The sequence below is a fragment of the Hyphomonas sp. UBA4505 genome (genome assembly GCF_002388685.1).
GTDB lineage: Bacteria > Pseudomonadota > Alphaproteobacteria > Caulobacterales > Hyphomonadaceae > Hyphomonas.
This window is the reverse complement of the sequence record NZ_DGMZ01000006.1, coordinates 15,706-39,724: the sequence shown is the minus strand read 5'-3', so window position 1 is coordinate 39,724 and position 24,019 is coordinate 15,706. Positions and strand designations below refer to the sequence as shown.

The window sequence follows — 24,019 nt, the reverse complement described above, 5'->3', positions numbered from 1 at the left end:
TGCGGGCCTTAATTACCATAATTCAAAATCCGAAATCCAAAGCGCTACTCGGTGTGCGCCGCCAATTTCTGGCAGGCAGCCGATCTTGCTCGTGCGACTGTTTAAAGTTACTTCGTCGACTTTGCCGTCGCCTTGTTGGTTCAGCGAATGATCTCCAGTGTGATCATGACCGTTTTCTCGAAAGGCACTCATGTCCAACTTCAAAGAAAGTTGCACCCCAGAGGACGGAACCTCTGGGGCGCTGAAAGTCACTCTACCGGAGCCGTGCCGGCCTGGTGCTGCGTTTCCAAGAGTGAGTGATGGCTGTCTGGCTTAGGCGCGAACCAACGGTGCAGGGCTGGCAACACGAGCAAGGTCAGGACTGTCGAAGAGACAAGCCCGCCCATAACCACAGTCGCAAGCGGGCGCTGAACTTCCGCGCCCACGCCCGTGGCGAATAGAAGTGGCGCAAGCCCCAATGCAGTCGTCAGCGCGGTCATCAGAACCGGCCGGGCTCGAAGGCCCGCCGCTTCGATGGCGAGAGCGTCGCAGTCGCGGCCCTGGCGCGCAAAGTCGTCCATGAAGCTGACCAGCACCATACCGTTGCCAAGCGCAATTCCGAACAATGCGATAAAGCCCACTGTGGCAGGAACCGACACAGGCAGGCCTGTCAACCAGAGGGCTAAGGCTCCCCCGGTCAAGGCAAGCGGAATGTTCAACAGGATCAGGATCGCAGATTTGAGACGTCCGAAGGCCAGAAGCAGGATCAGTAAAACTATCCCAAGCGTAATCGGAATAACCACAGCGAAGCGGGCATTAGCCTGCTGTTGTAACTCGAATTGGCCACCCCACTCCACGCGGTATCCAGGCGGCAGTTCGAGAGCGGACTCCGTGGCAATCTGAGCGTCGGCGACGAAGGATCCGATATCGCGTCCACGTACGTTTAGCTGCACGGTAATGAAGCGCTCGCCATTCTCGCGCGTAATCTGACGTGGGCCGATCACGTCGCCGATTGAGGCGACGCTGGAAAGCGGAATCTGCGCACCGCTTTCACTCTTCAGGATTAGACGGCCGATGGCGTCCGCATCGTCACGTCGATCTTCCTGAAACCGCACCACGACAGGGAATTGCCGCACGCCTTCGAAAAGCGCTCCGGCCTCGGCGCCGCCAACCGCGGCACGCAACGTATCGAGCGCGTCTTCAACGGTGAGGCCGTAGCGGCCCAACGCTGTTCGATCGACAGATACAACAAGCTGCGGCGCACCGGTGATCTGGTCGGCCTGTACATCGCTGGCGCCAGGCACGTCTTGAAGGATTGATTGCAGGTCCTGCGAACCCTTCAGTAATAAATCCGTATCCGGGCCGAAGATTTTTACGGCCAGCTGCGCCTTTGTGCCCGTCAGAAGCTCATCGACGGACATGGCAATGGGCTGGCCAATGTTCACGCGGATGCCGGGAAAGGACTCCAGATTCTCTGAAATTTCAGCACGCAATTCGTGTGGGCCCACGCCAGACCTCCACTGCGAGCGCGACTTCAATGCGACAAAGGCCTCGATGCTGTTAACTGGATCGGCATGAGCGCCAACTTCACCGCGACCAATTCGGCTCACGACAGACTCAATTTCAGGAAACGTCTCCAAAAGGCGACGCTCAACACGCGTTGACGTTTCACGCCCCTCAGAAAGCGATATTGAGGGGGCCATTGAGACGCGAAGCAGAATATCCCCTTCTTCCAGAGCCGGGGTGAATTCCGATCCAAGCCGCGAGCCCGCCAAACCTCCAATGAGCAGAAGGCCGAGCGCCAGCGCCACCGCAGCGAGCCGCATTCTGACAAAGATCGCAGCTAAGGGTTTTACGAAACCTGCAATCATGCCGTCACCCGAAGAGCTACGCTTGGGTGGAGTGATCAGACCAAAGGCCATTGCCGGTGCGACAAGCGCCGCGTAGATCAGCGACCCTGTCATAGCGAGTGCAGCAGAGGCCGCGAGCGGCCGGAAAGTTTTGCCCTCAACACCTTGCAGAGAAAAAAGCGGCAAGAACACAATGATAACAACCGCAACCGCCGCAATCAGAGGTGCAATCACTTCTGCCGTCGATCGGGCGACGACATCGCGGTCGGCTTCACCGTTGCGCCTTTCTCGGAATCCGCGGTCGACATTCTCAGCAATCACAATCGCGCCATCGACCATCATGCCGATGGCGATTGCAACGCCGCCGAGCGACATCAGATTCGCACTAATCCCGAGTACGCTCATCGCGATAAAAGCGAAGCCGACGGAAAACGGGATCGACATCACGACGACCAGACTTGGCCGCCAGCCACCCAGGAATATGAACACGACGACAGCAACGAGAAGCGCGCCTTGCCAAAGTGCGGTTGTCACTGTCGCAGCGGCGCGTTCAACCAAAGTGCCCTGGTCATAATATGGCACCGCGCGAACACCGTCCGGCAAGGACGCGTTGATCTCCTCAAAGCGGCTATGGGCACGTTCGATGACGTCGGATGTATTTGTACCGTAAAGTTTAAGCACAAGCCCAGCGACGGTTTCGCCTTCGCCATTGGCGGTCGCCAGCCCTTGTCGGGCGCCGCCGCCAAGCTCAACAGTTCCGAGGTCACTCACACGAACAGTACGCCCATCGACAGTCTTAACCGGCGTCTCGGAGAGGTCGGAAATCGAACGGGCAAGCCCGACGCCGCGAACTGTGTACTGCTCCGCGCCGACTTCGATGAATTGGGCGCCCGTGGTGCGGTTGGCGCTTTGTAGCGCACCGATCACATCAGCGACCTGCAGGTCATAGGCGATCAGGAGATCGGGATTGAGACGAACCTGATACTGCTTTTCAAAGCCGCCCAGCGCGAGCACTTCTGTAACGCCCTCAACCGACTGGAGCGGATACTTGATCATCCAGTCGGCGATTTCACGAAGTTCAGTCAGGTTATAATCGCCGGTCTCATCCACCAGACGAAAATACATAATGATGCCGAGACCTGATGAGATCGGTCCCATCTTCGGCGTGCCGAAGCCTTCCGGTATTCCGTCGCTCGCCTCGGACAGGCGTTCACCAACGACCTGGCGTGCGAAATACACATCCGTGCCATCTTCGAAGTAGATGTTCACAATGGACAGGCCGAAATTGGAAACGGACCTGATTTCTTCGATATTCGGCAGGCCGGACATCGCGGTCTCGACCGGAAAGGTGACATAGCGCTCAACTTCTTCCGGCGAGAGGCCTTCAGTCTCGGTAAAGACCTGAACAAGCGATGGCGATGGATCTGGAAACGCATCAACGGGTAGAGCGCGGAACGCGAATAGGCCTCCAATGGTCAGCACGAGGGCAGCGATTGCCGCAAGTAGTCTGCCTCCAGCGAGGCGGTGCATAAGGTTTTGCATGTGTCCGTCCTCCTAGTGGTCGTGATCGTCGCCAAAGGCGTCTTTTTCGAGCTGAGCCTTCAGAGTGAACGCGCCGTCAGACACGTATTGTTCGCCTTCACTAAGGCCCGACAGGATTTCAACTTGCCCTTCAACTTCGGCTCCGGTGGAGACGGCGCGCGGCTCGAACCCATCGTCGGTCGGGACAAACACGCTGGCGCGGCCTTCTATGGTTATCACGGCAGCCGATGGAACCAGCAGGCGAAGGTCTCCAGTACCAGTCACGATTTCTGCGATCACGAATTGACCAGGTCGCATGCGATCGTCAGAATTGTCGACAATCATCCGGGCCGTTGCCGTGCGAGACGTTTCATCAATCGAAGGCAGCACAGTGGCAATCTCACCTTCCGCCAAGGCCACACCGGTCTCGGATTTGAGAATGACCCCCGCTCCTTGCCGGACCGATCCGGTGCTCTGTTTATACACAGCGATATCAGCCCATAAGACACTGGCATCGACGATTGTGAACAAAGCCGGCGCGCTGGGATCGTCGGCAGAGACTGTTGCGCCAAGAGTGGCTGTGCGCCTTGCAATCACGCCGCCTATTGGCGCGTTCACGCGTGCATTGGCTAAAGTGCCGTCTGGTGCATCGGAGATTGCTTCAAGTTCTTTGTGCGACACGCCCACGGCATGGAGCTTGTTCTCAATGCCGCTTAGGTTTGCTCTGGCCGCTGCAAGTTCAGCGCGCGCCGCCTGCAAATCTGCTTCAGAGGTAATGCGGTCAGCAAACAGCGTTTCTTCGCGGGTCAAAGCCTGTCGGGCGAGGTCCTTAGCCGAGGTGGCCGTCAAATACTCCGCCTTCAAATCAGCGAGTTCGCGGCTGGACAGGACAGCCAGCGTCGCGCCTCGCGTGACTATGTCACCTTCAGTGGCCGAAACGCGGATAATACGTCCGCTCACTTTCGGTGAGGCGGTCGCGACTCGATCAGCATCGAAGCGAAGCTCAGCTGGCAGCATAACCGACTGTTGCATTGGAGCGCGCTGCGCACGCAACACGAGGATCCCAGCATCTGCTGCTTCGGCAGGAGAGAGTTCGACATGGTCTGAACTTTCCGCATCGCCATGATCATCGTGGTCTTGATCTCCGCCCGTTCTTTCCTGATCGACGCTGGCAGCATTTGCCCGTGCCGGGTTCTGGTCATTGTCGTTTCCACAAGCACCAAGCGCGAAGGCGGATAGAAAGACCGCTAATATGTATGGTCTGGGTGTCATCGAATATCTCCATTAAACGGGGCAGCGCCGATTAAGGCGCGCAAACGCAGATCTTCACTTTGTAGAGCGAGATCCGCATCGATTACGGCGAACCCGGCTTCTAGAAGGACCGCACGCGCGTTAAGTGTCGTGGTGAGATCAAAACGGCCGACCTGATAGCCGCGTAAGGCCGCCTCATAAGCTTCCTCGGCTGCTGGCAATGCGTCACTCGTCAAAATGTCGAGCCGTGTTTGCGCTGCACGGCGCGATGCAACCGCCGAACGTTGTTGGGCCAGAAGACGTTGCTCCGTCGCTGCTCTGTTCAGCGAAGCAATCTCGCCACGGATCGAGACAGCGCGCGCCGCATCTCGACCGCGATCAAAAAGCGGCAAAGGTACGCTTACGCCCGCCACAAATGCCTCATCGCCCGTTTCTTCAAAGCGCCGAAATCCAGCAGAGAGTGTGACATCCGGTATGGCGACGCTTCTCGCCAGATCCCGCTCCGCATCCCGCGCACGAACAGCAGCGTCTGCAGAATCGAGCGCTGGGTGCGACAGACTAGCGGTATCAGCGGCGGGCATAGCCTGTGAGGCGGCCCTTTTTGGAGAAGCAAAAATCGGATCAGCGCTGCCCCATAGCAGAGCAAGTGAGTATCGCAGCCGGTCTACATTCGCTTCAGCGGTTGCCACACTCGCGCGCAGCGCCGCCGCATCTGCCCGCGCTCGCGCCAGTTCCGGCGGCGCGGCCGACCCTGCATCCACCCGTCGCTCAACCGTTGCCGCAAGATCATCGGCAAGGTCAGCGCTATCCTCCGAAAGCGCTCGCAATTGGGTGGCCGCGACGAGTTCAGCAAAAAGGAGTGCCGCTTCAAGTTCTGCCTCCCGCAGGATGACAGCGCACTCAGCACTGGCAAGAGCTTGTCGCGCCCTTGCAGCGCGCTCGCTCAGAGTGCGTTTCCCACCAAGGCGGAACGTCTGCTCGATCGCGAAAGTTGATTCTGTCTGGTCAAAGCCAGACAGCGGTCCGCTTCCGGAAAAATTTTCCAGTTCAAGCGACAGGCTCGGATTAAGCCACCGTCCCGCCTGATCGGCTTCTGCACTTAGCGCGCGGGCTTCCAGGCCGGCGGCGCGAATGGCGGGTGAGACCCGGCGAAGTTCCGCCAAAGCGACTGGAAGCGACAACGGCTCTCCAGGTATTATCTGTGATGATGCGACCGGCCCGCTATTACAGGGCGCGGCATCAGCGCCCGCAGCAATCGCGGAGAGCGCCAGGGCGGCAAATCCGCCCCTCAAATACAATGACATCGAAAAAAGTCCTCAAGCTGATCCAGAAATCGCGCGCCGCCCAATGCAGCACGCCGGTTTGGAGCGGTTCAGGCTCGGGGAGGTCGGTAGAGGCTTCCGGGCGACAGGGACGCAAAATCTTCGCTCAAAGGTGGCCGGATCGACAGCATGTTAGTTTGGGCGAAATAGCTCGAAACCGTGTCTCTGCGAAGAAGGTGGGTAAGACATGGACCGCAATTGTGGGCGTGATGGTCGTGTTCGCTATGATCGGCGCCGCCTTCGTCACTTTCCTCAGCGACATGTTCGATATCGCAGGTCTTAACAGTCTGAGTTTGGACGTGCTCGGCCTCCGCCATCGGCGCAATCAAGAACGCGCAAGCGACAAGCGTCGCGGATACGAGCCGAACGGCAGAAAGGAAGGGCGAAAGCGTCATGATCGATGAGTGTACTAGGACTTCTTCTCGGATTGGTTAAGGCGCGGAGGCCCGGCTTATCTTGATGGCATGTCTCATGAGAGTGTTTGTAGCGTCTATAGCGACTGTAGAGTCAAGCACGGTTTTTTAGATTGGCTGAACCCGTTCGTGAGCTTTGCTGAGACAGGCGTCGTGATTGTTAAGGGCCGCCATAATCTGACAGGTTTCAACCTTACCGCCACCACAGCCCGTGACCATGCGTTTGAGTTCGCGCTCCAATGCTCTGAGTTGTTTAAGCCGCCTGCGAACATTTTGGAGTTGATCTTCGGCAATCGCTTCGACGACTGAGCAATCTTCGCCCGGGTCCGCTTGTAGTGCGATTAGTTCCCGGATTGCGTTCATTGGAAATCCCAATTCGCGCCCATGACGAATGAAAGACAGGCGTTGAACGGCATCATCACCATAAAGTCTTTGGCCGCTGTCGCTGCGGTCCGGCTCTCCCATCAAGCCAATGGACTCATAATAGCGAATGGTCGTGACTTTTACGCCAGCAGCTTTGGATAAACGGCCAATCGTCATCGGTTTCATTGGGGCGTCACTTTCTTTCTTGCCTCTACAGTCACTGTAGACTGTAGAGGATAAACAAGACTGACGGATTTGGAAAGGGCGATGCCGATGCTCGAGACATTGGGTTTAATAAATGCGCTGGTGACAATCATGATCGCCAATGCGGTCCTGACCTTGCCAATGGCGCTTTTGGTGAAACGGGATTTTGCAAGACTGGGTCGTGTGTCCTGGCCCGTGGCGATCTGGACCGGTCTTGCTATGCATGGTCATGCTCTAGCGACGTTCGCAATCGCATGGCTGGACCGCGGTTCGGGCTACGGTCCGACGCTCTGGTCGCTTTTCCCGGGTGGTACGATCACAGCCCTTGGCGCCCATGTGATCTATCTTGGTCGCAAAGCCTATGGGGATCAGGCGCGGGTTTATGGCCTGAAGGAAAACGAACTAATTGAGCATGGCATCTACAGGCGCTCGCGGAACCCTCAGTATCTTGGCTATTGGCTCATGTTTGTCGGTGCGGCGATAGCAAGCGGATCGCTGCTGGCATTCGGTTTTGCTTTTATATTCGCGCTTCTGGTCCACGGCTATATCACGATCGTCGAAGAACCTCATTTGAAACGTCACTTTGGCGCAGACTACACGATCTATTGCCAGCGCGTTGCGCGCTATTTTCACGTCGATGCGTCTGAAGACCTTAAGAGGGAGCTTACGGATGGCTGATGATTGCGGTTGCAGCGCGGATGAAGAACTGATCGAGAAGTCACCCGGTTACCGCCGCGCGCTCTGGATCGTGGTTGCGCTCAACGTGGGTTATGGCGTCGTTGAACTCTTCGGCGGTTATCTCTCAAACTCACAGGCGCTCAAAGCGGACGCGCTCGATTTTCTGGGTGACGGATCAATCACCTTCATTGCGATCCTAGCGATCGGCTGGTCGCTAGCGTGGCGCGCCCGGGCCGCGGCCATACAGGGATTGTTTCTCAGCGCGATGGCGATTTGGATTCTATATGAGACAATTTCCAGAATACTTGATCAGAGCGCCGTCGAACCTTTTGCGATGGGCGTCTTTGCGCTCGGCGCACTCATCGTCAACATTATCGCGATCTTGCCGCTCCTTCCTTATCGGGATGGCGACGCCAATGTGAGAGCGGTCTGGCTGTTCTCGCGCAACGATGCGATCGGAAATGTCGCCGTCTTGATCGCAGCAGGTTTGGTGGCGTTTACCGGCGCGCCCTGGCCAGATTTGATCGTGGCCTTGATCGTCGCCGGTATTTTTCTTCATTCGGCATGGGGTATTCTAATCCAGGCTCGACGCGATCTGAACCCCATAAAAACCAAAGAAGACGCAGAACCGTCCTAACTCGTCCGGTAAGCAACGTTGGCGATGACATGAGGTCTTAATCGAGCGTCAGTTCGCGCGGGCTTAGCGCTGACTTGGTTGGCGTACCAGTATCCACCTCAAGGCATTTTAAACGGCTTCCCAGTTTAACCGGAAAAACAACCGGCAATGCCAGACCATCAAAACTGATACACCGGCGCGAATCCGCCGCCGCTCGTTCGAAAGTTGGTCGTCTGCCCCTGATAAACGCGCGCAGCCAACAACAGTGTTTTCCCGGCATAAGTGTAAAGCCGAACGTCATACTTCAGTGCAACCGGCTCTTGGTCGACAGTTACGGCGCGCACCGTCGGCGGGACCAGGGCTTGAGCAATATAGTCTCCCTCCAGGATTGCCGACCAGACGCGTTTCGTCAGTTTGTCACCACGATAAGCAGCTCGGCTGCCAAAACCCGCAGCGGGTTTAAAGAAGTATCCTCGCCGCGCAGCCCAAAGCTCATCAGCGACGTCTTCGGTGACGTGCCGCGTATCGGGGATCGCCGCAAGCACCTGTCGGTCTGCGTCATCCGCACCGAACGACTTAAGCCAATCTGGATCGCTGAGCCAAATGAGATTTCGTTTGTTGGCATAGAGCGCGTGGTGGCGCGGTGCCGGACTGATAACCACCGCCTCGTCGAGGAGCGCGGCGCGCAGCTGTGCATGACCTGGCTCGGACAGATCAAAATCCGTTAGCCGGTTATAGACCATGTCGATAGCTCTTCCACCGTGCGCAACGACGCCGTTCTCATAGGTGAGCGCCTCGGGGTTAAGGATCAGGGTTTCGATGCCGTTGCGGGCCAACAAGTCTTTCGCGAGCAGCATGTCCGGATAAAGATACTGCTCAGATGCGTCCTGGTCGAGAATAGCCAACCTGCCCGGACGGCCCTCCCGTCCCGTTGCCTGCCACTCAGAGATAAAGCTTTCAACAATGCCTGCATCGATTGCGTCCGAATCCGCGAGACGCGCATCTCCGCAAGCCTCAGCTTGTTTTGCCGTGGCGCGCTGGAGCTCGCTGACCAGGAAGGCTCCACCAGCATTTGTATTTATCTCAATGAGTTTAGGTCCGTCTTCAGAGATATGAAAATCGTATCCCATGAATAGACCGCGCGCGCCGGTCTGAGCGCTAAAAATAATATCATTTGAGCGTGCCAGGGCGACGTCATGATAAGACGCGAGGGATGCAACCGCTTCAATCGCAGACACTTGCGCCTGCATCGCCCGCAGGTCCGATGGTGATACAAAAACGGCCGTGGCTGCAAATAGATTTGGCCGCGCAGCCAGAAGCACCGAAAGCTCATCATTGCCAGCATGAGCCAAGATCGCTTCATCTAGATCGGCCCGACCAAGCGTCATGCAAAAGCAGGACCTATTAAGAGCAATCAAATCACTTGCGCCAGGCAGTTCGCAGGTTTTATCGCACCGCATCAATACCCCTTTCTGGGCGAGATTGAACCATCACACTCATCGCCTTTCTCCTGCTTATAGGCAGCGTTTCTGGACCGCGAAAGCCGGCCTGAATCCACGCAAATCTGATCGTGAGGGTTTGCCCGCCACGCGCCGTATCAAGACTGCTCACCTGATTTTTGATGCGCGAACTGGCAGGGGGATATCGACGATCATGACAGAACAATGGACCAGCGGATATGGTGTGATCGTCCATAATACCGAGACGAAGCAGCGACTTCAGAGTATCTTGCAGAACGCCGACCGCGGGCTTTTGGCGCTCACACAAACCGAGGCTGCAGACGTGTTCTCGGCGACGGACAGACTGGCGAATGCGGCAATGTGGCTCATCGCGCACATGTCATATGCACGCCGCGTCGACCTGTCTGGCGCACCCCTGAAGGCGGAGGATTTCAAACCCTCGCCAGAAGGCCATATGGGCGGGTCGCTCAACATGGCGATCGCATTTGCAGGCTATCTCGCCGCCAATGCGTTGAGCGGCCATACCCGTGCCTGGACCCTTGGGCAGGGTCATTGCGTCGCTGCAATTGAAGCCATCAACGCGCTCACAGGCGATGTCTCAGCCGCGCAGCAAGGACGCTATGATCGCAGTGAAGTAGGCCTTTCCCGGCTCGTCAACGACTTTTACGGCTATGCGATCACCCCCGATGGCCGCCCCGGCGTGCCGCTCGGTAGCCACGTCAATCCGAATACAGCTGGCGGGTTGTCGGAAGGCGGGTATCTTGGATTCACCAGCCTTCAATATATCCACATGCCATTGCCGGGCGAGCGCCTTGTCGCCTTTCTGAGCGACGGCGCATTCGAAGAGCAGCGCGGATCCGATTGGGCGCCGCGCTGGTGGCGCGCCAGCGATAGTGGTTTCGCCGTGCCTGTGATGGTGCTGAATGGCCGGCGGATCGAACAGCGTACCGAAATCAGTCAGGAAGGCGGACTTGATTGGTTGGTCAAGCATTTGACCTTAAGCGGGTTCGACCCGATCATTGTCGATGGCCATGATCCCCTCTCTTATGCATGGGGCATATTGGAGGCGGAAGCCCGGCTTTCAAAACTGAGCGATGCAGACGGCCCCTACCCCGCGCGGCTGCCTTATCTGATCGCGCCCTGCATCAAGGGTTTTGGGTTTCCAGGAGCTGGCGGAAATAGCGCCCACAATCTCCCACTAGACGGAAGTCCGCATACCAATAAGGGCGCACGCGCGCTCTTTAACGACGGCGTACAAGCGCTCCACACACCGCCTGACATGCTTGAGGATGCGGTCCGGACGCTAAGCGTCCATAAAATGCAAAACCGCGTGCTGGAAAGCCAGAACGCCCTCGCCGTTCGCAAGGTATCTGATCCCGTATTGCCTAGGTCGGACGCGCGTTCGCTCGGCACCCCCGGCCTAAATTGCGCAATGGACGCGATCGATCAGTGTTTCACCGAAATTGTGCGCGCAAATCCGCACTTGCGAGTCCGTGTTGCAAACCCTGACGAGCTTCGCAGCAACCACATGCCGCTGACACTCGAGATGCTCAAGCATCGGGTCAATGCGCCTGAGCCCGGCACGCCTGAATCCATAAATGGCCGCGTCATCACGGCGCTGAATGAAGAGGCTGTGATTGCAGCAGCCCTTGGCAATAAGGGCGGGCTGAATCTCGCAGTGAGCTACGAGGCCTTCGCCATGAAGATGCTCGGCGCGTTGCGCCAGGAGATTATCTTCGCACGTCGCCAGAAAGAACTCGGTCAGATTCCGGGCTGGATCAGTGTTCCGCTTATTGCAACATCGCATACTTGGGAAAATGCCAAGAATGAACAATCCCACCAGGACCCGACACTGCCCGAAGCGCTGCTCGGAGAAATGTCGGAGACCGCTCGGGTGATCTTCCCGGTGGACGCGGCCAGCGCTGCTGAAGCGCTGCGCAACATCTATCGTGGGCGCGGCGAAATCGCCTGCCTGGTGACACCGAAGCGAGATGTCCCAAACCTTCTATCCGAAGAGGAAGCCGAACACGCGCTGGAAAATGGAGCGCTTCATATCGCCGGTGATATCATGACAGCCGACATTCAATTGGTCGCGATCGGCGCTTATCAGGCGCACGAAGCCCTCGCCGCATTCCAGCGTCTCACTGAACGCGGCGTGCCATGCTGTGTCACCTTGATCCTTGAACCGGGCAGGTTCCGCATGGGACGCGACGCAATGGAGCAGGCTTTCACAGCGAGCGAAGACAGGCTTGAAGCCCTTTTCCCGCGCGGGCTGGCAAGAGTGCTACTAACGCATACGCGGCCCGAACCGATGACGGGTGTGCTGAGACGCCTGGATGGCGGGCCGGAACAATTGCGCGCGCTCGGCTACATTTCTCGCGGCGGAACATTTGATGTCGCAGGCATGCTGTTCGCCAATCGCTGCACCTGGGCTCATACTGTCGATGCCGCCATGGCGCTGCTTCCGAATAAACCTCTCGATCTTCTATCGGAGGAGGAACGGTGCGCCATTGACGGGCAAGGCGACCCATCCGCTCTCGAGCGCTCAAAACCTGTTCTGCGCCGGGAGCACGCATCATGACCCTCACCCTGACCAGTCTTGGCGGCGCTGGAACCGTAACCGGCTCACGCCATCTTCTTGAATATGAAGGTCGGCGTATACTGATCGATTGTGGTCTGTTCCAGGGATATAAGGCGTTGCGCCAGCGCAACTGGGCGCCCTTCCCGATTGATCCAAAATCCATCGATGCCATTGTCCTCACGCACGCCCACATTGATCATAGTGGTTATCTACCAAAACTGGTCAGAGAAGGTTATCGCGGTCCCGTTTATTGCTCGAGCGCGACCAAGGATCTTTGCGAAATCCTGCTGCGCGACAGCGCGTATATTTCAGAGCGAGACGCCGAGCGGGCCAACCGCCTTCGCTACACGCGCCACAAACCTGCTCAACCACTTTATACGATCGCCGATGCCGAAGCGGCGATTGAGCAGCTCACCCCAATCGACTTTCACCAGGACGTTCATCTCGCGATTGGGGCCGATATCTATTTACGCCGCGCTGGGCATATTCTTGGGGCATCGACCGTTGAAGTCCGTTGGGGCGGCAAAACCATTATCTTTTCTGGTGACCTTGGCCGCTATGACGACCCTTTCATGTTTGACCCTGAGCCGGTGCAAAATGCCGATTACGTCGTCATAGAGTCGACCTATGGAGATCGCACTCATCCGAAGCTCGATCCCATGGAACAGCTGGGTGACGTGATTGCACGCACCGCCAGACGCGGCGGGACAGTGGTCATTCCAGCCTTTGCGGTCGGGCGCGCTCAACTCATTGTCTACCATATCTGGATGCTCAAGAAAGCGGGCCGGCTCGAGAATGTCGCGATCTATCTCGACAGCCCAATGGCGATAAACGCAACTGAACTTCTCTGCGCACACCTCGATGATCACAGATTTGCGCGGCAGGTTTGTGAAGAGACTTGCGCGATTGCGACTTATGCGCGTGACGTCGACGCTTCAAAAGCCATTACCAATGATCTGATGCCAAAGGTTGTGATCGCAGCGAGCGGTATGATCACAGGCGGCCGCGTTTTGCACCATATTCAGGCATTTGGTGGAGACCGGAAAAACACGATCCTGTTTGCTGGATATCAGGCCGGTGGCACGCGCGGAGACAAGATTCTCAAGGGCGCAAGCAAGGTCAAAATGTTCGGCCACGACGTTCATATCGGCGCCGAGATCGCCAGCCTGCCAGCTTTGTCAGCCCATGCGGATGCCGACGAGCTGATCTCCTGGCTTGGCGGCTTTGAAAAGCGTCCGGCAAAAGCATTTATTGTTCACGGCGAACCCGATGCATCAGAGGCGCTAAGCACGCGAATGCAGGATGAGCTCGGCTGGCGCACTGATGTTGTTGCCATCGAGAAGGCCTATGAGCTTGGAGGCGGCGACGAATGACGCATGATAATCAACCCCACGCCGCCACGACCCTGTCCGCGCGACGCCTGAAATGGCATGCTCAGGACGAAGCGATCGTTCTGATGCGGACCGACTGCCCGGTGTGCCGTTCAGAAGGACTGACGTCGCGCGCGCGTGTGCTGATCAGTTGCGACGGGCGGGACGTGGTCGCGACCCTGCACCAGATCGACGATGACTGGCTGGCCCTTAGCGAGGCTGGTCTTTCTGAAGCGGCTTGGAGCCGGCTTGGCGCCGAGCCCGGCGCAGATCTTAAAGTCAGCCATGCTCCGACACTTCCGTCTCTCTCTGATGTGCGTCAACGGATGACCGGCAAACGGCTGGCAAGCGATGGATTTGACCGGATCGTGACTGATATCGCCGCCGGATTGTATTCTGATATTCATCTGGCCGCCTTTATCTCAGCCTGTTCCACGCTGAGCCTCGACATAGACGAAATCACCTCGCTGACCGGCGCCATGGTGAACGTTGGAGAGCAACTCGACTGGAATACCGACATGGTCATCGACAAACACTGCGTGGGCGGCCTACCCGGAAATCGCACGACGCCGATTGTTGTTGCGATCTTGGCCAGCCTGGGTTTGACGATCCCAAAGACCTCCTCGCGCGCCATCACATCGCCCGCTGGAACCGCAGATACGATGGAGACGCTCACTCAGGTCGATCTGTCACTGCCAGACATCAGGCGGGTTGTTGAAACGGAAGGTGGATGCCTTGCCTGGGGCGGCGCGGTCCAGCTCAGCCCGGCCGATGATATTCTCATCCGCATTGAACGGGCCCTCGACATCGACGCCGAAGGTCAGCTGATCGCGTCAGTCTTGTCAAAGAAGATCGCCGCCGGCGCGAGCCATGTGGTGCTCGACTTGCCCGTCGGACCAACCGCTAAACTGCGTAGTGCTGCCGGTGCCCGCGCCCTTGCCCAGCACATGACGATCGTTGCACGTGGGTTTGGCCTCAAGACCCATTGCGTGGTCAGCGACGGGCTCCAACCCGTCGGGCGCGGCATCGGACCGGCGCTCGAAGCCTGGGACGTGCTCAGGGTCTTGCAAAGAAGCAAAAGCGCGCCGCCAGATCTTCGCGAACGGGCGCTGACGCTTGCTGGCGCCGCCCTTGAACTTGCTGGCCGTGCCAAACCGGATACCGGAGTGGCCATGGCTCAGGACGCGCTCGACAATGGATCTGCCTGGTCGAAGTTTCAGGCCATATGCGCCGCTCAAGGCGGTTTGCGCGAACCACCGCGCGCAGCGCAAACTGCGCCCGTCGCGGCAATTCGGTCAGGGGTCTTGAAAGCAATCGATAATCGAAAGCTCTCCAGGCTCGCAAAACTTGCTGGTGCTCCCGAACGCCCGGCCGCTGGTCTGACCGTTCACAAGCGCCTGGGCGAACAAATCACGATCGGGGAGCCGCTTCTCACCATCCACGCAGAGGCATCTGGCGAGATCGACTACGCCATGAGCTACGCTCACGCCAATGCCGGCCTCTTCACCATTGAGGGTTGACCCATGACGATTTACATTCCGCTTCCCGGTAATGAAGCTATGGCTTCCGAGCTTGCCAAAATCACAAGTTCTGAACTTGGCACCCTTGAACACCGCAGATTCCCGGACGAAGAGACCTATGTGCGCCTAACCTCAGATGTCTCTGGAAAAGCAGTCGAACTGGTTTGCACGCTCGCCCGGCCTGACCCGCAATTGCCAGGACTTCTTTTTGCCGCTTATACAGCGCGCGAGCTTGGCGCCACGTCGGTTGGGCTGATTGCGCCCTACCTTGCCTATATGCGTCAGGATAAGAGATTTTCAGACGGCGAGTCTGTGTCATCAGGACACTTTGCCAGATTGCTCTCAGGTGCGTTTGACAGAGTTGTCACTGTCGATCCGCATTTGCACCGCATCCACGATCTCAATGACGTTTTTTCAATCAATACAAAGGTTGTGCACGCCGCCCCGGCACTGTCCGATTGGATCAAGGCCCATGTCGACAAGCCGCTCATCATTGGCCCGGACGCGGAGAGCGAGCAATGGGTGTCCGACGTGGCCGACCGGGCGAGCGCCCCGCATCTTGTGCTCTCCAAAGTCCGCCATGGCGACCGCAATGTAGAAGTGACAGCGCCTGGCCTTAAAAACTGGACCGGCCATCAACCCGTTCTTGTCGACGACATTGCCTCTTCCGGGCGAACCATGATGGAAGCAGCCCGCCACTTTAAGACCGCTGGTTTTGCAAAACCGGTCTGCGTGATCGTCCATCCGCTCTTTGCCGGCAATGCCTATGAGGACCTTAAGTCTGTCTCGACACGTGTCGTATCGACCAATGCGGTCCAACATGCCTCAAATGAGATTTCGATCACGCCCTTGCTGGTCGGCTAGGCGCTGCAATGAGGGCGCGCAGTTTGACCGGTCCCAACGGTCTTTTTGATAGAAATCAAACCGGCAGGGTCGCCATGCTTTATCAAACAAACTGGCTTTGGAACAAAACGCCTGACCGTGTCACGGTCAGGCCTTCATGGAGTGTGTCATGAAACACAAAGCTACACGTCTTATCTCAACCTTGCTCACCACCTCGTTACTCCTGACGAGCATGGCCGCAGCTGAAACCCCAAACCCTCAGCAGGAAAAAGAACCAGCGGCACACATGACAGAGCGCGACGGCGTTCGACTACACCTTGGCCTACGCAGCAGGATGCAAGAATACGATCTTGACGGTAACAGTTTACTCAGCCGCGCAGAGTTTGATGCCTGGCACAGCGCGAATTTCGCGCTGATGGATGCCGATGGCGACAGTCTGACGCTTGAGGATTTTCAAGGCGCGCAGCTCGGACCAGGCCCCTATGGCGCCGGCCATCATGCGCGCCGGGCAAAAATGCGTGAGCAGGCCGACCTGCGCAAGAAATCACGTTTCCAACTCATGGACAGCGACGGCGACGGTGTTGTGACCCCTAGCGAGCATGACGCATTCACCGAGCACGTCTTTCTGGAAGCAGACGCCGATGATGATGGGTATCTCACTTTTCAGGAACTGCAGCAGCACAATCGCGGCATGTAGTATGGGCGTGCTTCTGGGCAGGAAGACAAGGCTCCATATTGTCTAAGTCGCGTTGTCCGAGCCAAACCAAACGGGAAACGGGCACGCCGACCCGACCTTTAATTGGTCCCAAGGAGAATAAACGGCGCTGGCTCTTTCAGCGCCCAAGGATCCTTGCCGTCACCGGCGATATCGTCCCAGTTTAATTCGCCGGTTTCGCAGCCTTGATGAACTGGGAAATCGAGACGCTCGCCTGGAGTGTCGGGCAGCATCATTCGGATCTCAAACTGTTCATAGGCATAATCTGGGAATGTTCCGCCCGACCAGGTCACGGAACCAACGACGTCTGTCACTTCAAACCCATGTAACAGGATCGGTTTATCCAAAGTGACCATCGATACTTCGACAGTCCACCCTGATATGGCCCTTGGGGTCACCCGCGTGACCCCTTCCGGAATGATAACAGTAACGCGATTGGTCGGCTCGCCGTCACAGCCGTGCATCACGCGCAATTGAGCCGTGTGAAACGCACCCGCCGCAGCTTCGGTCTCGTTGAAAACCACATGGGCGTGCGCCGAACTGGCGATGGATAATGCGGCGATCCCCAATTTGAAAAAGTGCTTCACAAAAAGCTCCTTAAGCTGATTATACCGCGCCGGGTCCAGTCAGAGTTGTCGCCGCACTTATGACCAAGAGAATACCCGCAAAAACAAGAATGTCAGCGCCAAGCGAGCGCTTAAGACTCGCTACGCCGCTTGGCGCATCGTTCTTCAATAGCTGCGTGATCCGCAATTTATTCCAGGCGCCAATCGCAAGCGCCAGAGTGGCGAGCAGAAGTTTTGCAAGCAGCAACTGCCCATACGAACTGGACAGTATCGCTTCAAGAGATCCAGCCAGTCGGAGGGCCAACCATATACCAGAAACGAATAATAGCGGGACACACCAGAGCGCAATTTTGCTGAAACGCTCCATTCGCGCATGGACGAGATCGGCATCTAAACTGGCATGGGGCCAAAGCGTAAACGGCGCGACGATCCAGAAACCAGCTATCAGCGCATGTACACCAACAAACCATGGTGCCAGGCCCGGCGTATCAAGCCCTTGGGTATGTCCGCCGAGCCCAAAACCGGCGGCGATAAGGAGGGCGGCAGGCAGCTTAAGATATTTCAGAGGCGCTAAGCTTGAGGCCGCGATCAGGCCCCCGCCAGCCAAGAACGCCATCGCCTGGGAGCGATTGGCGGGCCAGATCCAGCTAAAGGTGTCCGGCGAGAAGGCTGCACTCAAACCGCCCGCCAGTTGTGCATTCAAAAGAGCGAGCCGGAGAGAGACGGCGATGATCAGGCCAAGGCCAAGGATGACCAACCATCGCCGAGGCGTGACGATTGCCGCAGCGCTATGTAGCGCCGCGCCAAGACCCATAAGCGCGGTGACGTAAAGTCCGACCTTCGACAGGAAGACGAGAAGCGTCAGCATTCAAAGCGCTTAGTCAATGATGGTGAACGACACTTCACCTTTCATGACGTGCCCATCTTTTGCGACCGCGCGCCACTTCAAAACGTAAGCGTCGGTATCCAGCGGTGGGAGAGCCACTGAAAAATCCTTCTGCATGCCACGCGGAGGATCGAAGCTGATCGTCAACGCTTCACCGGCCACGGTTTCAAGTTCAAGGCCTGCGAGACCAACGGCGCTGCCAAAGCTGAACTCAAATGCAGGAGGCGCATCCGTTAACGTCGCACCATCTTCGATATTCGCGGTCTCAATGGTTGTGTGAGCCAGAGCGGGCGCAACGGCCAGAACGACTCCCAAGCCCGCAAATGCCAGACCTCTAATTAAAACACTCATATGTCTCTTCTCCTCACTGTTCATTTCTTGTACGCGGGAGCATCAAATTCCCCTCGTCCCACGATGAGATTTTTACGACCCAATCTACTGTTTTGGATCTGTCGTGAATGGCGGCCGAACACGAACTACAGCATCCACTTCAACGGCAGCGTTGAGCGGAAGGACCGGCGTAGCTATGGCCGCTCGCGCGTGCGTCCCACGATCACCAAAGACCGCCACCATTAAGTCGGATGCCGCATTCATAACGACAGACTGCGCAGTAAATGTTTCGATGGAAGCTACAAAGCCGCCAAGTCGAACGATACGATCAATCCTGTTCAAGTCTCCTTTGCACGCTTGTTTTAGCTGGGCGAGAACATTGATCGCGCAAAGTCTAGCGGCCAGTTGCCCTTGTTCAATGTCAAGGTCCGCACCGAGTCGCCCCGTGATCGCAACTTCCCCGCTCCTAAACGGGAGTTGTCCCGAAACAAAGACGAGACCACTATCCTCAACATACGGCAGATACGACGCCACACCGGTGGCCGGCACCGGCAAGTCTATTTGGAGTTCACGAAGTCGCTGCTCGATGTCGATCATAGTTATTGGTAATCCACCAATTTATAGAGAAAGAGATCGCCTGCGCAGACGATAAGTCTAAGGGCTGCGCAGGCTTATCAAATATCAACCAATTTAGAATGAAGCTGTCGCTTTAACGTACCAAAAACCGCCGTTAAAACCTGTCGGTGCAAATCTTGGGTAGATTATACCACTGTTGATATTGCCTTGCCGCACGTCGCGGTCCGGAAACTCGTCAAAGACATTTTCTGCACCAATGCTGAGGGTCAAATTCTCGCGCGCATCATATGAAACCTCGAGGTCCACGAGCACTTCCTCACCAAATGTCTGATCTCCAGAACCGTCCGCATTGCTACCGTAGTCTGTCCACTCTCCGTAGTAGTTGGCGCGAACAAGCGCCGACAAGGGCCCCCGTTGATAGTTTGCCTGCAACAAACCGCGTGTATTCGGCACAAAATCTTCAATCTCCAGAGTGCGTTCCCGGTTAATTGCAGTCGGATTCCGGACCTCAGTGACTTCAGTTTGCGTCCAATTCAATGATGCCATCAAATCAAGGCGCGATCCGTTAGCGAACGCAATTGGATAAGTCGCGACCACATCGACGCCTTCTGTTTCGGTATCAAATGCATTTGTGAAGAACCGAATCTCTTCAAAAGAACCTCCGGCATTAATTCCAGCATCGATTAATGCCTGACGCTCCGTATCGGAAATTGGAATATCTCCAGACACGCTAATTCGGTCTTCAAGCTCGATATTAAAATAGTCAATGGTGATCGACAAATCCCCTAGTCCATCAAAGACCACTCCTGCGGCATAGTTGAAAGACTCCTCCACATCCAATGGCTGGGCACCGAAGAACTGAGCAACAGGATTGGTTGGCGGAATGATTCCGCTGGATATCACCGCTCCTGTGTCAAGATTGATGTTAGTCGACGTTTGAGAGACATTTGCCTGACCAGGCGTTGGGGCACGAAATCCCGTATTCGCCGACCCTCGAACGGCTAAACCATCGACAATTTCATAACGTCCGGCCACCTTCCAGTTGAAAGTTGTTCCGAAATCGCTGAAGTCTTCAAATCGAATGGCTACACCCCCACTTAATCGATCAGTCAGATCAGCCTCAACATCTGCGTAGAGAGCATAATTCCAGCGATCGAACTCTCCGGACTCTTGCGGGCTGAACCCAGGAAAACCATTGGAACCGACCTGTAAGGCCTGCCCTGGAAGTCCGGTATCGGGGTCAATATATGCGGCAAACGGACCGATCTCGTACGAGGCAGGATCACCGGTCGTGACCTGATACGCTTCGTCATGGTATTCCGCGCCCCAAGCAACATTAAGGGGGGCTACAAGACCCACCTCTACAGGAACCACAAAATCGAGATTAACCGTGGTTTCTCGCTGTTCCAAGGTACCGGGATCAAAGGCCGTGGGCGATGCTGGCCCTAGTGAGGGGTTAACAGTGTTAGAAATATTGTAATCGACCTCATTCTCACCGTGATAAACGCTTAAATCGTATCCGACATCGCCCCAAATGCTTCCTCTCACGCCGGCTGCAAGGCTCCAATCCCAACTCTCAGCGCCAAAGGCCGGCGAAAACCCGCCTGGGAAAACTTCTGTAAAGCTAAACCGATCGCCGCCAGGGGAGTCGGTCAAAGGGACACTTGCAAAAACGTTGGTCCGTGTTTCCGGGTTCCGATAAAAGAAGCCTGTCACGCTGTCCGACCAAGCCAGATTGCCAAATAGATAAACCTCCGTGGATTCATCAAGCTCAATACCGGCATTAAAAAATGACCTAAAAGCTTCAGCGTCTGGATTACCCCAACGCTGCGCGGGGTTTGCGACATCGGAATTACCAGCATCGATCAACGCTTGCGCATCCAGGCGTTGCGCCCCTCGAGAAGTTGTATCAGAAGTCTGATATTCGCCTGCAACATGAAAGAAGCCATCCGGCCCGAGGGGCAGGCCTAGATTAGCCTGAACCTGAAGGTCATTGCCATCGCCAGCAAAAAACTGCCCATATCGTGTCGATAGAGTGAACCCGTCACTGTCTTCAGCGAGCTCCAAATTGACAACACCCGCAATAGCGTCAGATCCATATTGAGCCGAGGCCCCATCTCGAAGGACTTCTAATTGCCGTATCGCGTTAGACGGGATGGTTCCAAGATCTGGGCCCTGGGCACCAAGGGTAAGAGGTAGTCGGCTAAACTGAATGGTCGCTGCACGATGTCTGCGTTTTCCATTGACCAGTAGCAAAGTCTGATCAGGTGCTAAGCCTCGAAGCGTGAACGGTCGCTGGAATACGGCACCATCATTGGTCACGAACCTTTGAACGTTTAGCGAGACCACTTGAGTCCGCAATATATCCGTAAAATCGGACGCGCCATTTTTTGCAAGCTCTTCACCGCTAATCACGTCAATCGGAATGAGCGAGTCCGCCGCAGACCTGTCTGCACGTCGAGTTCCAGTAACGACGACAGTCTCCATGGAGCGCGCCGAACTTTCCTCGATGTCCGCTTCCTGCGCCATAGCAGATCCAGAATACGGTGCCATTAGACAGATTGTTGTTGTCAGAGCCGTCGATTGAAGTGCGTTTTTGACAAGCCATTTTCGCTTTTGCATTATACCCCTCCATAAAGGTAACGCCGAATGTTGATCCAAGCACGTGGCCTCAGAAATTCGCCAATAACGAAACTCCGGCCCTCGAATTCACGGCGCTGATATTACACCACTCGAAAACGATGGCGGGGAACGACCCATGTCGTCAAATCGAATTATGTGCGAAAGTTATACGCCACTGTTATGACCCAAGACATGGCGACATAACTCCCAATGACGGCATCAAGAATTGGTGTCATAAACCCATTATTGTGGGACACGATGGCGTTAAGTCAGAGCAGCGCTCCCCCTGGAGGCAGCTCGTGATCAACATAGGTGGTTTTGACTAATTGAGAATTTGTCCCAGAAACGCCCGCGTTCGCGGATTTGTCGATTTGGTGAAAAAAACCTCTGGCGAAGCGTCTTCAACGATCCGTCCCTCATCCATAAAGATGATGCGATGAGCTACCTGCCGAGCAAATCCCATTTCATGCGTCACACATAACATTGTCATACCATCTTCTGCCAAGCTCACCATAACCTCAAGAACTTCCTTGATCATCTCAGGATCAAGTGCTGACGTGGGCTCATCAAACAACATAATTTTTGGCTGCATGCATAGCGCTCTCGCAATAGCTGCGCGCTGTTGCTGACCTCCAGACAATTCACCTGGATACTTGTTGGCCTGATCTACAATTTTGACACGAGAAAGATAATCGAGCGCATGACGTTCTGCATCCGCTCGCGCTTCTCCGTTTACGCGCATCGGTCCCAGTGTGCAGTTTTGTAGCACTGTCATATGGGGAAACAGGTTAAAGTTCTGAAACACCATGCCAACTTCGGCCCTGATCTCTCGAATCGCCTTCTCGTTTTCGGCTAGCTCGACGCCGTTCACGATAATCCGCCCACGATCGAACGTCTCTAAGCGATTCACACAACGAATGAGCGTCGATTTCCCAGACCCAGATGGACCACAGATAACAATCCGTTCTCCGGCACTTACCGTGAGCGAAAGGTCCTTAAGCACTTGAAACTCACCATACCATTTGTCGATTTTTTCAATCTTGATAGCCTCATCTTTAGGTTTTTCGGTCGTCTTGTGGTTTTCGGATTCTAATCTCGCCATCGTCATACCGCTCGCCTCATGCGTACAAATGCTGCGTTCAAGTCATCTATTAGGTCAGCAGGATCTTCTAGCCCCGCATGCACACGTAGCAGGCTTTCATTTTTATCAAGAGATCGCCGGCTCCTCTGAGGTAGGGGCCATGCGGGGACAATAAGGCTTTCATACCCCCCCCAACTCGATCCCATCTTGAACAAATTCAAATGGTTGAAGAATGCATCTTCAGCGGCTCGCGACATTCCGCGCATACGAACACCGAATAAGCCTGACGCGCCCTTAAAATCCCGCTTCCACAAAGCGTACCCAGGATCGACTTCTAATGCGGGATAAAGCACTTTAGAAACCTCGGGCTGCGCTAACAACCAATCTACCAATATCGCTGCATTTCTTACATGACGATCCATCCTGACGTCCAAGGTCCTGAGACCGCGATGAACAAGATAACACTCATCCGGCCCAGCGCAGTTTCCCATACGTCCGGCCATGTCCTTGAGTAACTCATAGTGCTCGCGCTTAGAGGCACTAATCGTTCCGAGCATTACATCGGAATGGCCTGAAAGATATTTGGTTCCGGCTTGAATCGACACGTCTATGCCAACATCGAGTGGACGGAAATGCAGAGGAGACGCCCATGTATTGTCCATGAGCGTAATCACACCGGCCTTCCGGGCCACCTCCACTATAGCAGGAACGTCGATCATTTCGAACAGTTGGGATCCGGGCGCCTCGATAAAAATTGCGCGCGTGTTGGGTCGAATTTCGTCTCTTATATCCGCTCCAACGCCCGGATCGAAGTAGCTAACCTCGACACCGAACCGCGTCAAAACAGTATCGGCGAACTTTCGCGTCGTGCCATAAACGCAATCCGCGACCAAAAGATGATCACCAGATTCGACGAATGTAGACATCGAAATCGCGTTCGCTGCAGTTCCCGAAGAAACAATCAAGGTTGAGTTGGCTCCCTCAAGCGCCTGCACCGCACGCGCCAAGGCATAAGTCGTTTTTGTTCCATAAAGCCCATAAACAACGTCGTCATAGAATCCATCATGGCGATCCTTGTAGGATTGCACCGTAGGGTAAACGATGGTCGACGCACGATAGACGGCAGTATTTAGCATGCCATCTTGTTCAGATGGCCCCAGTCCTGCGCGCGCCACTAATGTAGCGGGTTGTAGGACTTTACTTTCGACGCCGCTTTGCGGTCGCGACTCTTCGGTTGATGTATTCAACCTATTTCTTTCCGGTTCATCCATT

Annotated in this window: 20 protein-coding genes; 8 read left to right on the top strand and 12 right to left on the bottom strand. The window is 55.9% G+C overall.

Annotation, left to right across the window (positions count from 1 at the left end; genetic code table 11):
- Window positions 1-248: 248 nt before the first annotated feature.
- From B3527_RS03945 to B3527_RS03935, 3 genes are read right to left on the bottom strand one after another with little or no spacing between them, the layout of a single operon-like run.
- Complete coding sequence (locus B3527_RS03945; RefSeq protein ID WP_290479265.1) at window positions 249-3,371, bottom strand: efflux RND transporter permease subunit; 3,123 nt, start codon at window positions 3,369-3,371, stop codon at window positions 249-251.
- A gap of 12 nt (window positions 3,372-3,383) precedes the next feature.
- Window positions 3,384-4,622: an efflux RND transporter periplasmic adaptor subunit gene (locus tag B3527_RS03940; protein ID WP_290479264.1), complete on the bottom strand. Its 1,239-nt coding sequence runs from the start codon at window positions 4,620-4,622 to the stop codon at window positions 3,384-3,386.
- Window positions 4,619-5,905 carry a TolC family protein gene (locus B3527_RS03935; RefSeq protein WP_290479263.1) on the bottom strand — a complete coding sequence of 429 codons (1,287 nt, stop codon included), beginning with the start codon at window positions 5,903-5,905 and terminating at the stop codon, window positions 4,619-4,621. Before B3527_RS03935 ends, B3527_RS03940 begins: the two co-directional genes overlap by 4 nt.
- A 194-nt stretch (window positions 5,906-6,099) precedes the next feature.
- Between B3527_RS03935 and B3527_RS03930 the strand changes: the two genes are divergently transcribed.
- Complete coding sequence (locus B3527_RS03930; RefSeq protein WP_290479262.1) at window positions 6,100-6,327, top strand: hypothetical protein; 228 nt, start codon at window positions 6,100-6,102, stop codon at window positions 6,325-6,327.
- A gap of 117 nt (window positions 6,328-6,444) precedes the next feature.
- Here B3527_RS03930 and B3527_RS03925 read toward each other — a convergent pair whose 3' ends face one another.
- Window positions 6,445-6,885, bottom strand: coding sequence for a MerR family transcriptional regulator (locus B3527_RS03925; protein ID WP_290479261.1), 441 nt, complete (start codon window positions 6,883-6,885; stop codon window positions 6,445-6,447).
- Window positions 6,886-6,966: 81 nt separating this feature from the next.
- Here B3527_RS03925 and B3527_RS03920 point away from each other — a divergent pair, with 81 nt between their 5' ends.
- Together B3527_RS03920 and B3527_RS03915 are read left to right on the top strand one after the other, a co-directional pair.
- Window positions 6,967-7,581: a methyltransferase family protein gene (locus tag B3527_RS03920; RefSeq protein ID WP_290481995.1), complete on the top strand. Its 615-nt coding sequence runs from the start codon at window positions 6,967-6,969 to the stop codon at window positions 7,579-7,581.
- Window positions 7,574-8,218: a cation diffusion facilitator family transporter gene (locus B3527_RS03915; RefSeq protein WP_290479259.1), complete on the top strand. Its 645-nt coding sequence runs from the start codon at window positions 7,574-7,576 to the stop codon at window positions 8,216-8,218. The genes B3527_RS03920 and B3527_RS03915 overlap by 8 nt, the downstream gene beginning before the upstream one ends.
- Before the next feature lie 158 nt (window positions 8,219-8,376).
- Here B3527_RS03915 and B3527_RS03910 read toward each other — a convergent pair whose 3' ends face one another.
- Window positions 8,377-9,585, bottom strand: coding sequence for a hypothetical protein (locus B3527_RS03910; RefSeq protein WP_233346268.1), 1,209 nt, complete (start codon window positions 9,583-9,585; stop codon window positions 8,377-8,379).
- Between the two features lie 265 nt (window positions 9,586-9,850).
- Here B3527_RS03910 and B3527_RS03905 point away from each other — a divergent pair, with 265 nt between their 5' ends.
- The 5 genes from B3527_RS03905 to B3527_RS03885 all read left to right on the top strand — a co-directional run bounded on the left by B3527_RS03905 (window position 9,851) and on the right by B3527_RS03885 (window position 16,668).
- Window positions 9,851-12,238 carry a xylulose 5-phosphate 3-epimerase gene (locus B3527_RS03905; protein WP_112062114.1) on the top strand — a complete coding sequence of 796 codons (2,388 nt, stop codon included), beginning with the start codon at window positions 9,851-9,853 and terminating at the stop codon, window positions 12,236-12,238.
- Window positions 12,235-13,611 carry an MBL fold metallo-hydrolase gene (locus B3527_RS03900; protein ID WP_290479258.1) on the top strand — a complete coding sequence of 459 codons (1,377 nt, stop codon included), beginning with the start codon at window positions 12,235-12,237 and terminating at the stop codon, window positions 13,609-13,611. Before B3527_RS03905 ends, B3527_RS03900 begins: the two co-directional genes overlap by 4 nt.
- Window positions 13,608-15,128: a thymidine phosphorylase family protein gene (locus B3527_RS03895; RefSeq protein WP_290479257.1), complete on the top strand. Its 1,521-nt coding sequence runs from the start codon at window positions 13,608-13,610 to the stop codon at window positions 15,126-15,128. The genes B3527_RS03900 and B3527_RS03895 overlap by 4 nt, the downstream gene beginning before the upstream one ends.
- 3 nt (window positions 15,129-15,131) lie before the next feature.
- Window positions 15,132-15,992: a ribose-phosphate pyrophosphokinase gene (locus B3527_RS03890; protein WP_290479256.1), complete on the top strand. Its 861-nt coding sequence runs from the start codon at window positions 15,132-15,134 to the stop codon at window positions 15,990-15,992.
- Window positions 15,993-16,140: 148 nt separating this feature from the next.
- Window positions 16,141-16,668 carry an EF-hand domain-containing protein gene (locus B3527_RS03885; protein ID WP_290479255.1) on the top strand — a complete coding sequence of 176 codons (528 nt, stop codon included), beginning with the start codon at window positions 16,141-16,143 and terminating at the stop codon, window positions 16,666-16,668.
- Between the two features lie 98 nt (window positions 16,669-16,766).
- Here the strand turns inward: B3527_RS03885 and B3527_RS03880 are convergent, their stop codons facing one another.
- The 7 genes from B3527_RS03880 to metC all read right to left on the bottom strand — a co-directional run bounded on the left by B3527_RS03880 (window position 16,767) and on the right by metC (window position 24,018).
- Window positions 16,767-17,273 carry a YcnI family protein gene (locus tag B3527_RS03880; RefSeq protein WP_290479254.1) on the bottom strand — a complete coding sequence of 169 codons (507 nt, stop codon included), beginning with the start codon at window positions 17,271-17,273 and terminating at the stop codon, window positions 16,767-16,769.
- Between the two features lie 19 nt (window positions 17,274-17,292).
- On the bottom strand, window positions 17,293-18,120 hold the full coding sequence (locus B3527_RS03875; RefSeq protein ID WP_290479253.1) for a CopD family protein: 828 nt from the start codon (window positions 18,118-18,120) through the stop codon (window positions 17,293-17,295).
- A gap of 9 nt (window positions 18,121-18,129) precedes the next feature.
- Window positions 18,130-18,489: a copper resistance CopC family protein gene (locus B3527_RS03870; protein WP_290479252.1), complete on the bottom strand. Its 360-nt coding sequence runs from the start codon at window positions 18,487-18,489 to the stop codon at window positions 18,130-18,132.
- 84 nt (window positions 18,490-18,573) lie between these two features.
- Window positions 18,574-19,065, bottom strand: a complete 492-nt coding sequence (locus B3527_RS03865) for a RidA family protein (RefSeq protein WP_290479251.1) — start codon at window positions 19,063-19,065, stop codon at window positions 18,574-18,576.
- 93 nt (window positions 19,066-19,158) lie between these two features.
- The gene (locus tag B3527_RS03860) at window positions 19,159-21,666 is read right to left on the bottom strand and encodes a TonB-dependent receptor plug domain-containing protein (protein ID WP_290479250.1); all 2,508 of its coding nucleotides are present in this window, start codon (window positions 21,664-21,666) and stop codon (window positions 19,159-19,161) included.
- Between the two features lie 322 nt (window positions 21,667-21,988).
- Window positions 21,989-22,768, bottom strand: coding sequence for an amino acid ABC transporter ATP-binding protein (locus B3527_RS03855; RefSeq protein WP_349677870.1), 780 nt, complete (start codon window positions 22,766-22,768; stop codon window positions 21,989-21,991).
- 2 nt (window positions 22,769-22,770) lie between these two features.
- Complete coding sequence (gene metC / locus B3527_RS03850) at window positions 22,771-24,018, bottom strand: cystathionine beta-lyase (RefSeq protein ID WP_290479248.1); 1,248 nt, start codon at window positions 24,016-24,018, stop codon at window positions 22,771-22,773.
- Window position 24,019 lies beyond the last annotated feature (1 nt).

Coding starts and splice junctions, on each gene's coding strand:
- B3527_RS03905 (WP_112062114.1), top strand. CDS start 9,851: ATGACAGAACAATGGACCAGCGGATATGGTGTGATCGTCCATAATACC.
- B3527_RS03910 (WP_233346268.1), bottom strand. CDS start 9,585: ATGACGCTTGGTCGGGCCGATCTAGATGAAGCGATCTTGGCTCATGCT.
- B3527_RS03935 (WP_290479263.1), bottom strand. CDS start 5,905: ATGTCATTGTATTTGAGGGGCGGATTTGCCGCCCTGGCGCTCTCCGCG.
- B3527_RS03900 (WP_290479258.1), top strand. CDS start 12,235: ATGACCCTCACCCTGACCAGTCTTGGCGGCGCTGGAACCGTAACCGGC.
- B3527_RS03895 (WP_290479257.1), top strand. CDS start 13,608: ATGACGCATGATAATCAACCCCACGCCGCCACGACCCTGTCCGCGCGA.
- B3527_RS03920 (WP_290481995.1), top strand. CDS start 6,967: ATGCCGATGCTCGAGACATTGGGTTTAATAAATGCGCTGGTGACAATC.
- B3527_RS03945 (WP_290479265.1), bottom strand. CDS start 3,371: ATGCAAAACCTTATGCACCGCCTCGCTGGAGGCAGACTACTTGCGGCA.
- B3527_RS03940 (WP_290479264.1), bottom strand. CDS start 4,622: ATGACACCCAGACCATACATATTAGCGGTCTTTCTATCCGCCTTCGCG.
- B3527_RS03890 (WP_290479256.1), top strand. CDS start 15,132: ATGACGATTTACATTCCGCTTCCCGGTAATGAAGCTATGGCTTCCGAG.
- metC (WP_290479248.1), bottom strand. CDS start 24,018: ATGGATGAACCGGAAAGAAATAGGTTGAATACATCAACCGAAGAGTCG.
- B3527_RS03885 (WP_290479255.1), top strand. CDS start 16,141: ATGAAACACAAAGCTACACGTCTTATCTCAACCTTGCTCACCACCTCG.
- B3527_RS03875 (WP_290479253.1), bottom strand. CDS start 18,120: ATGCTGACGCTTCTCGTCTTCCTGTCGAAGGTCGGACTTTACGTCACC.
- B3527_RS03865 (WP_290479251.1), bottom strand. CDS start 19,065: ATGATCGACATCGAGCAGCGACTTCGTGAACTCCAAATAGACTTGCCG.
- B3527_RS03860 (WP_290479250.1), bottom strand. CDS start 21,666: ATGCAAAAGCGAAAATGGCTTGTCAAAAACGCACTTCAATCGACGGCT.
- B3527_RS03870 (WP_290479252.1), bottom strand. CDS start 18,489: ATGAGTGTTTTAATTAGAGGTCTGGCATTTGCGGGCTTGGGAGTCGTT.
- B3527_RS03925 (WP_290479261.1), bottom strand. CDS start 6,885: ATGAAACCGATGACGATTGGCCGTTTATCCAAAGCTGCTGGCGTAAAA.
- B3527_RS03855 (WP_349677870.1), bottom strand. CDS start 22,768: ATGGCGAGATTAGAATCCGAAAACCACAAGACGACCGAAAAACCTAAA.
- B3527_RS03915 (WP_290479259.1), top strand. CDS start 7,574: ATGGCTGATGATTGCGGTTGCAGCGCGGATGAAGAACTGATCGAGAAG.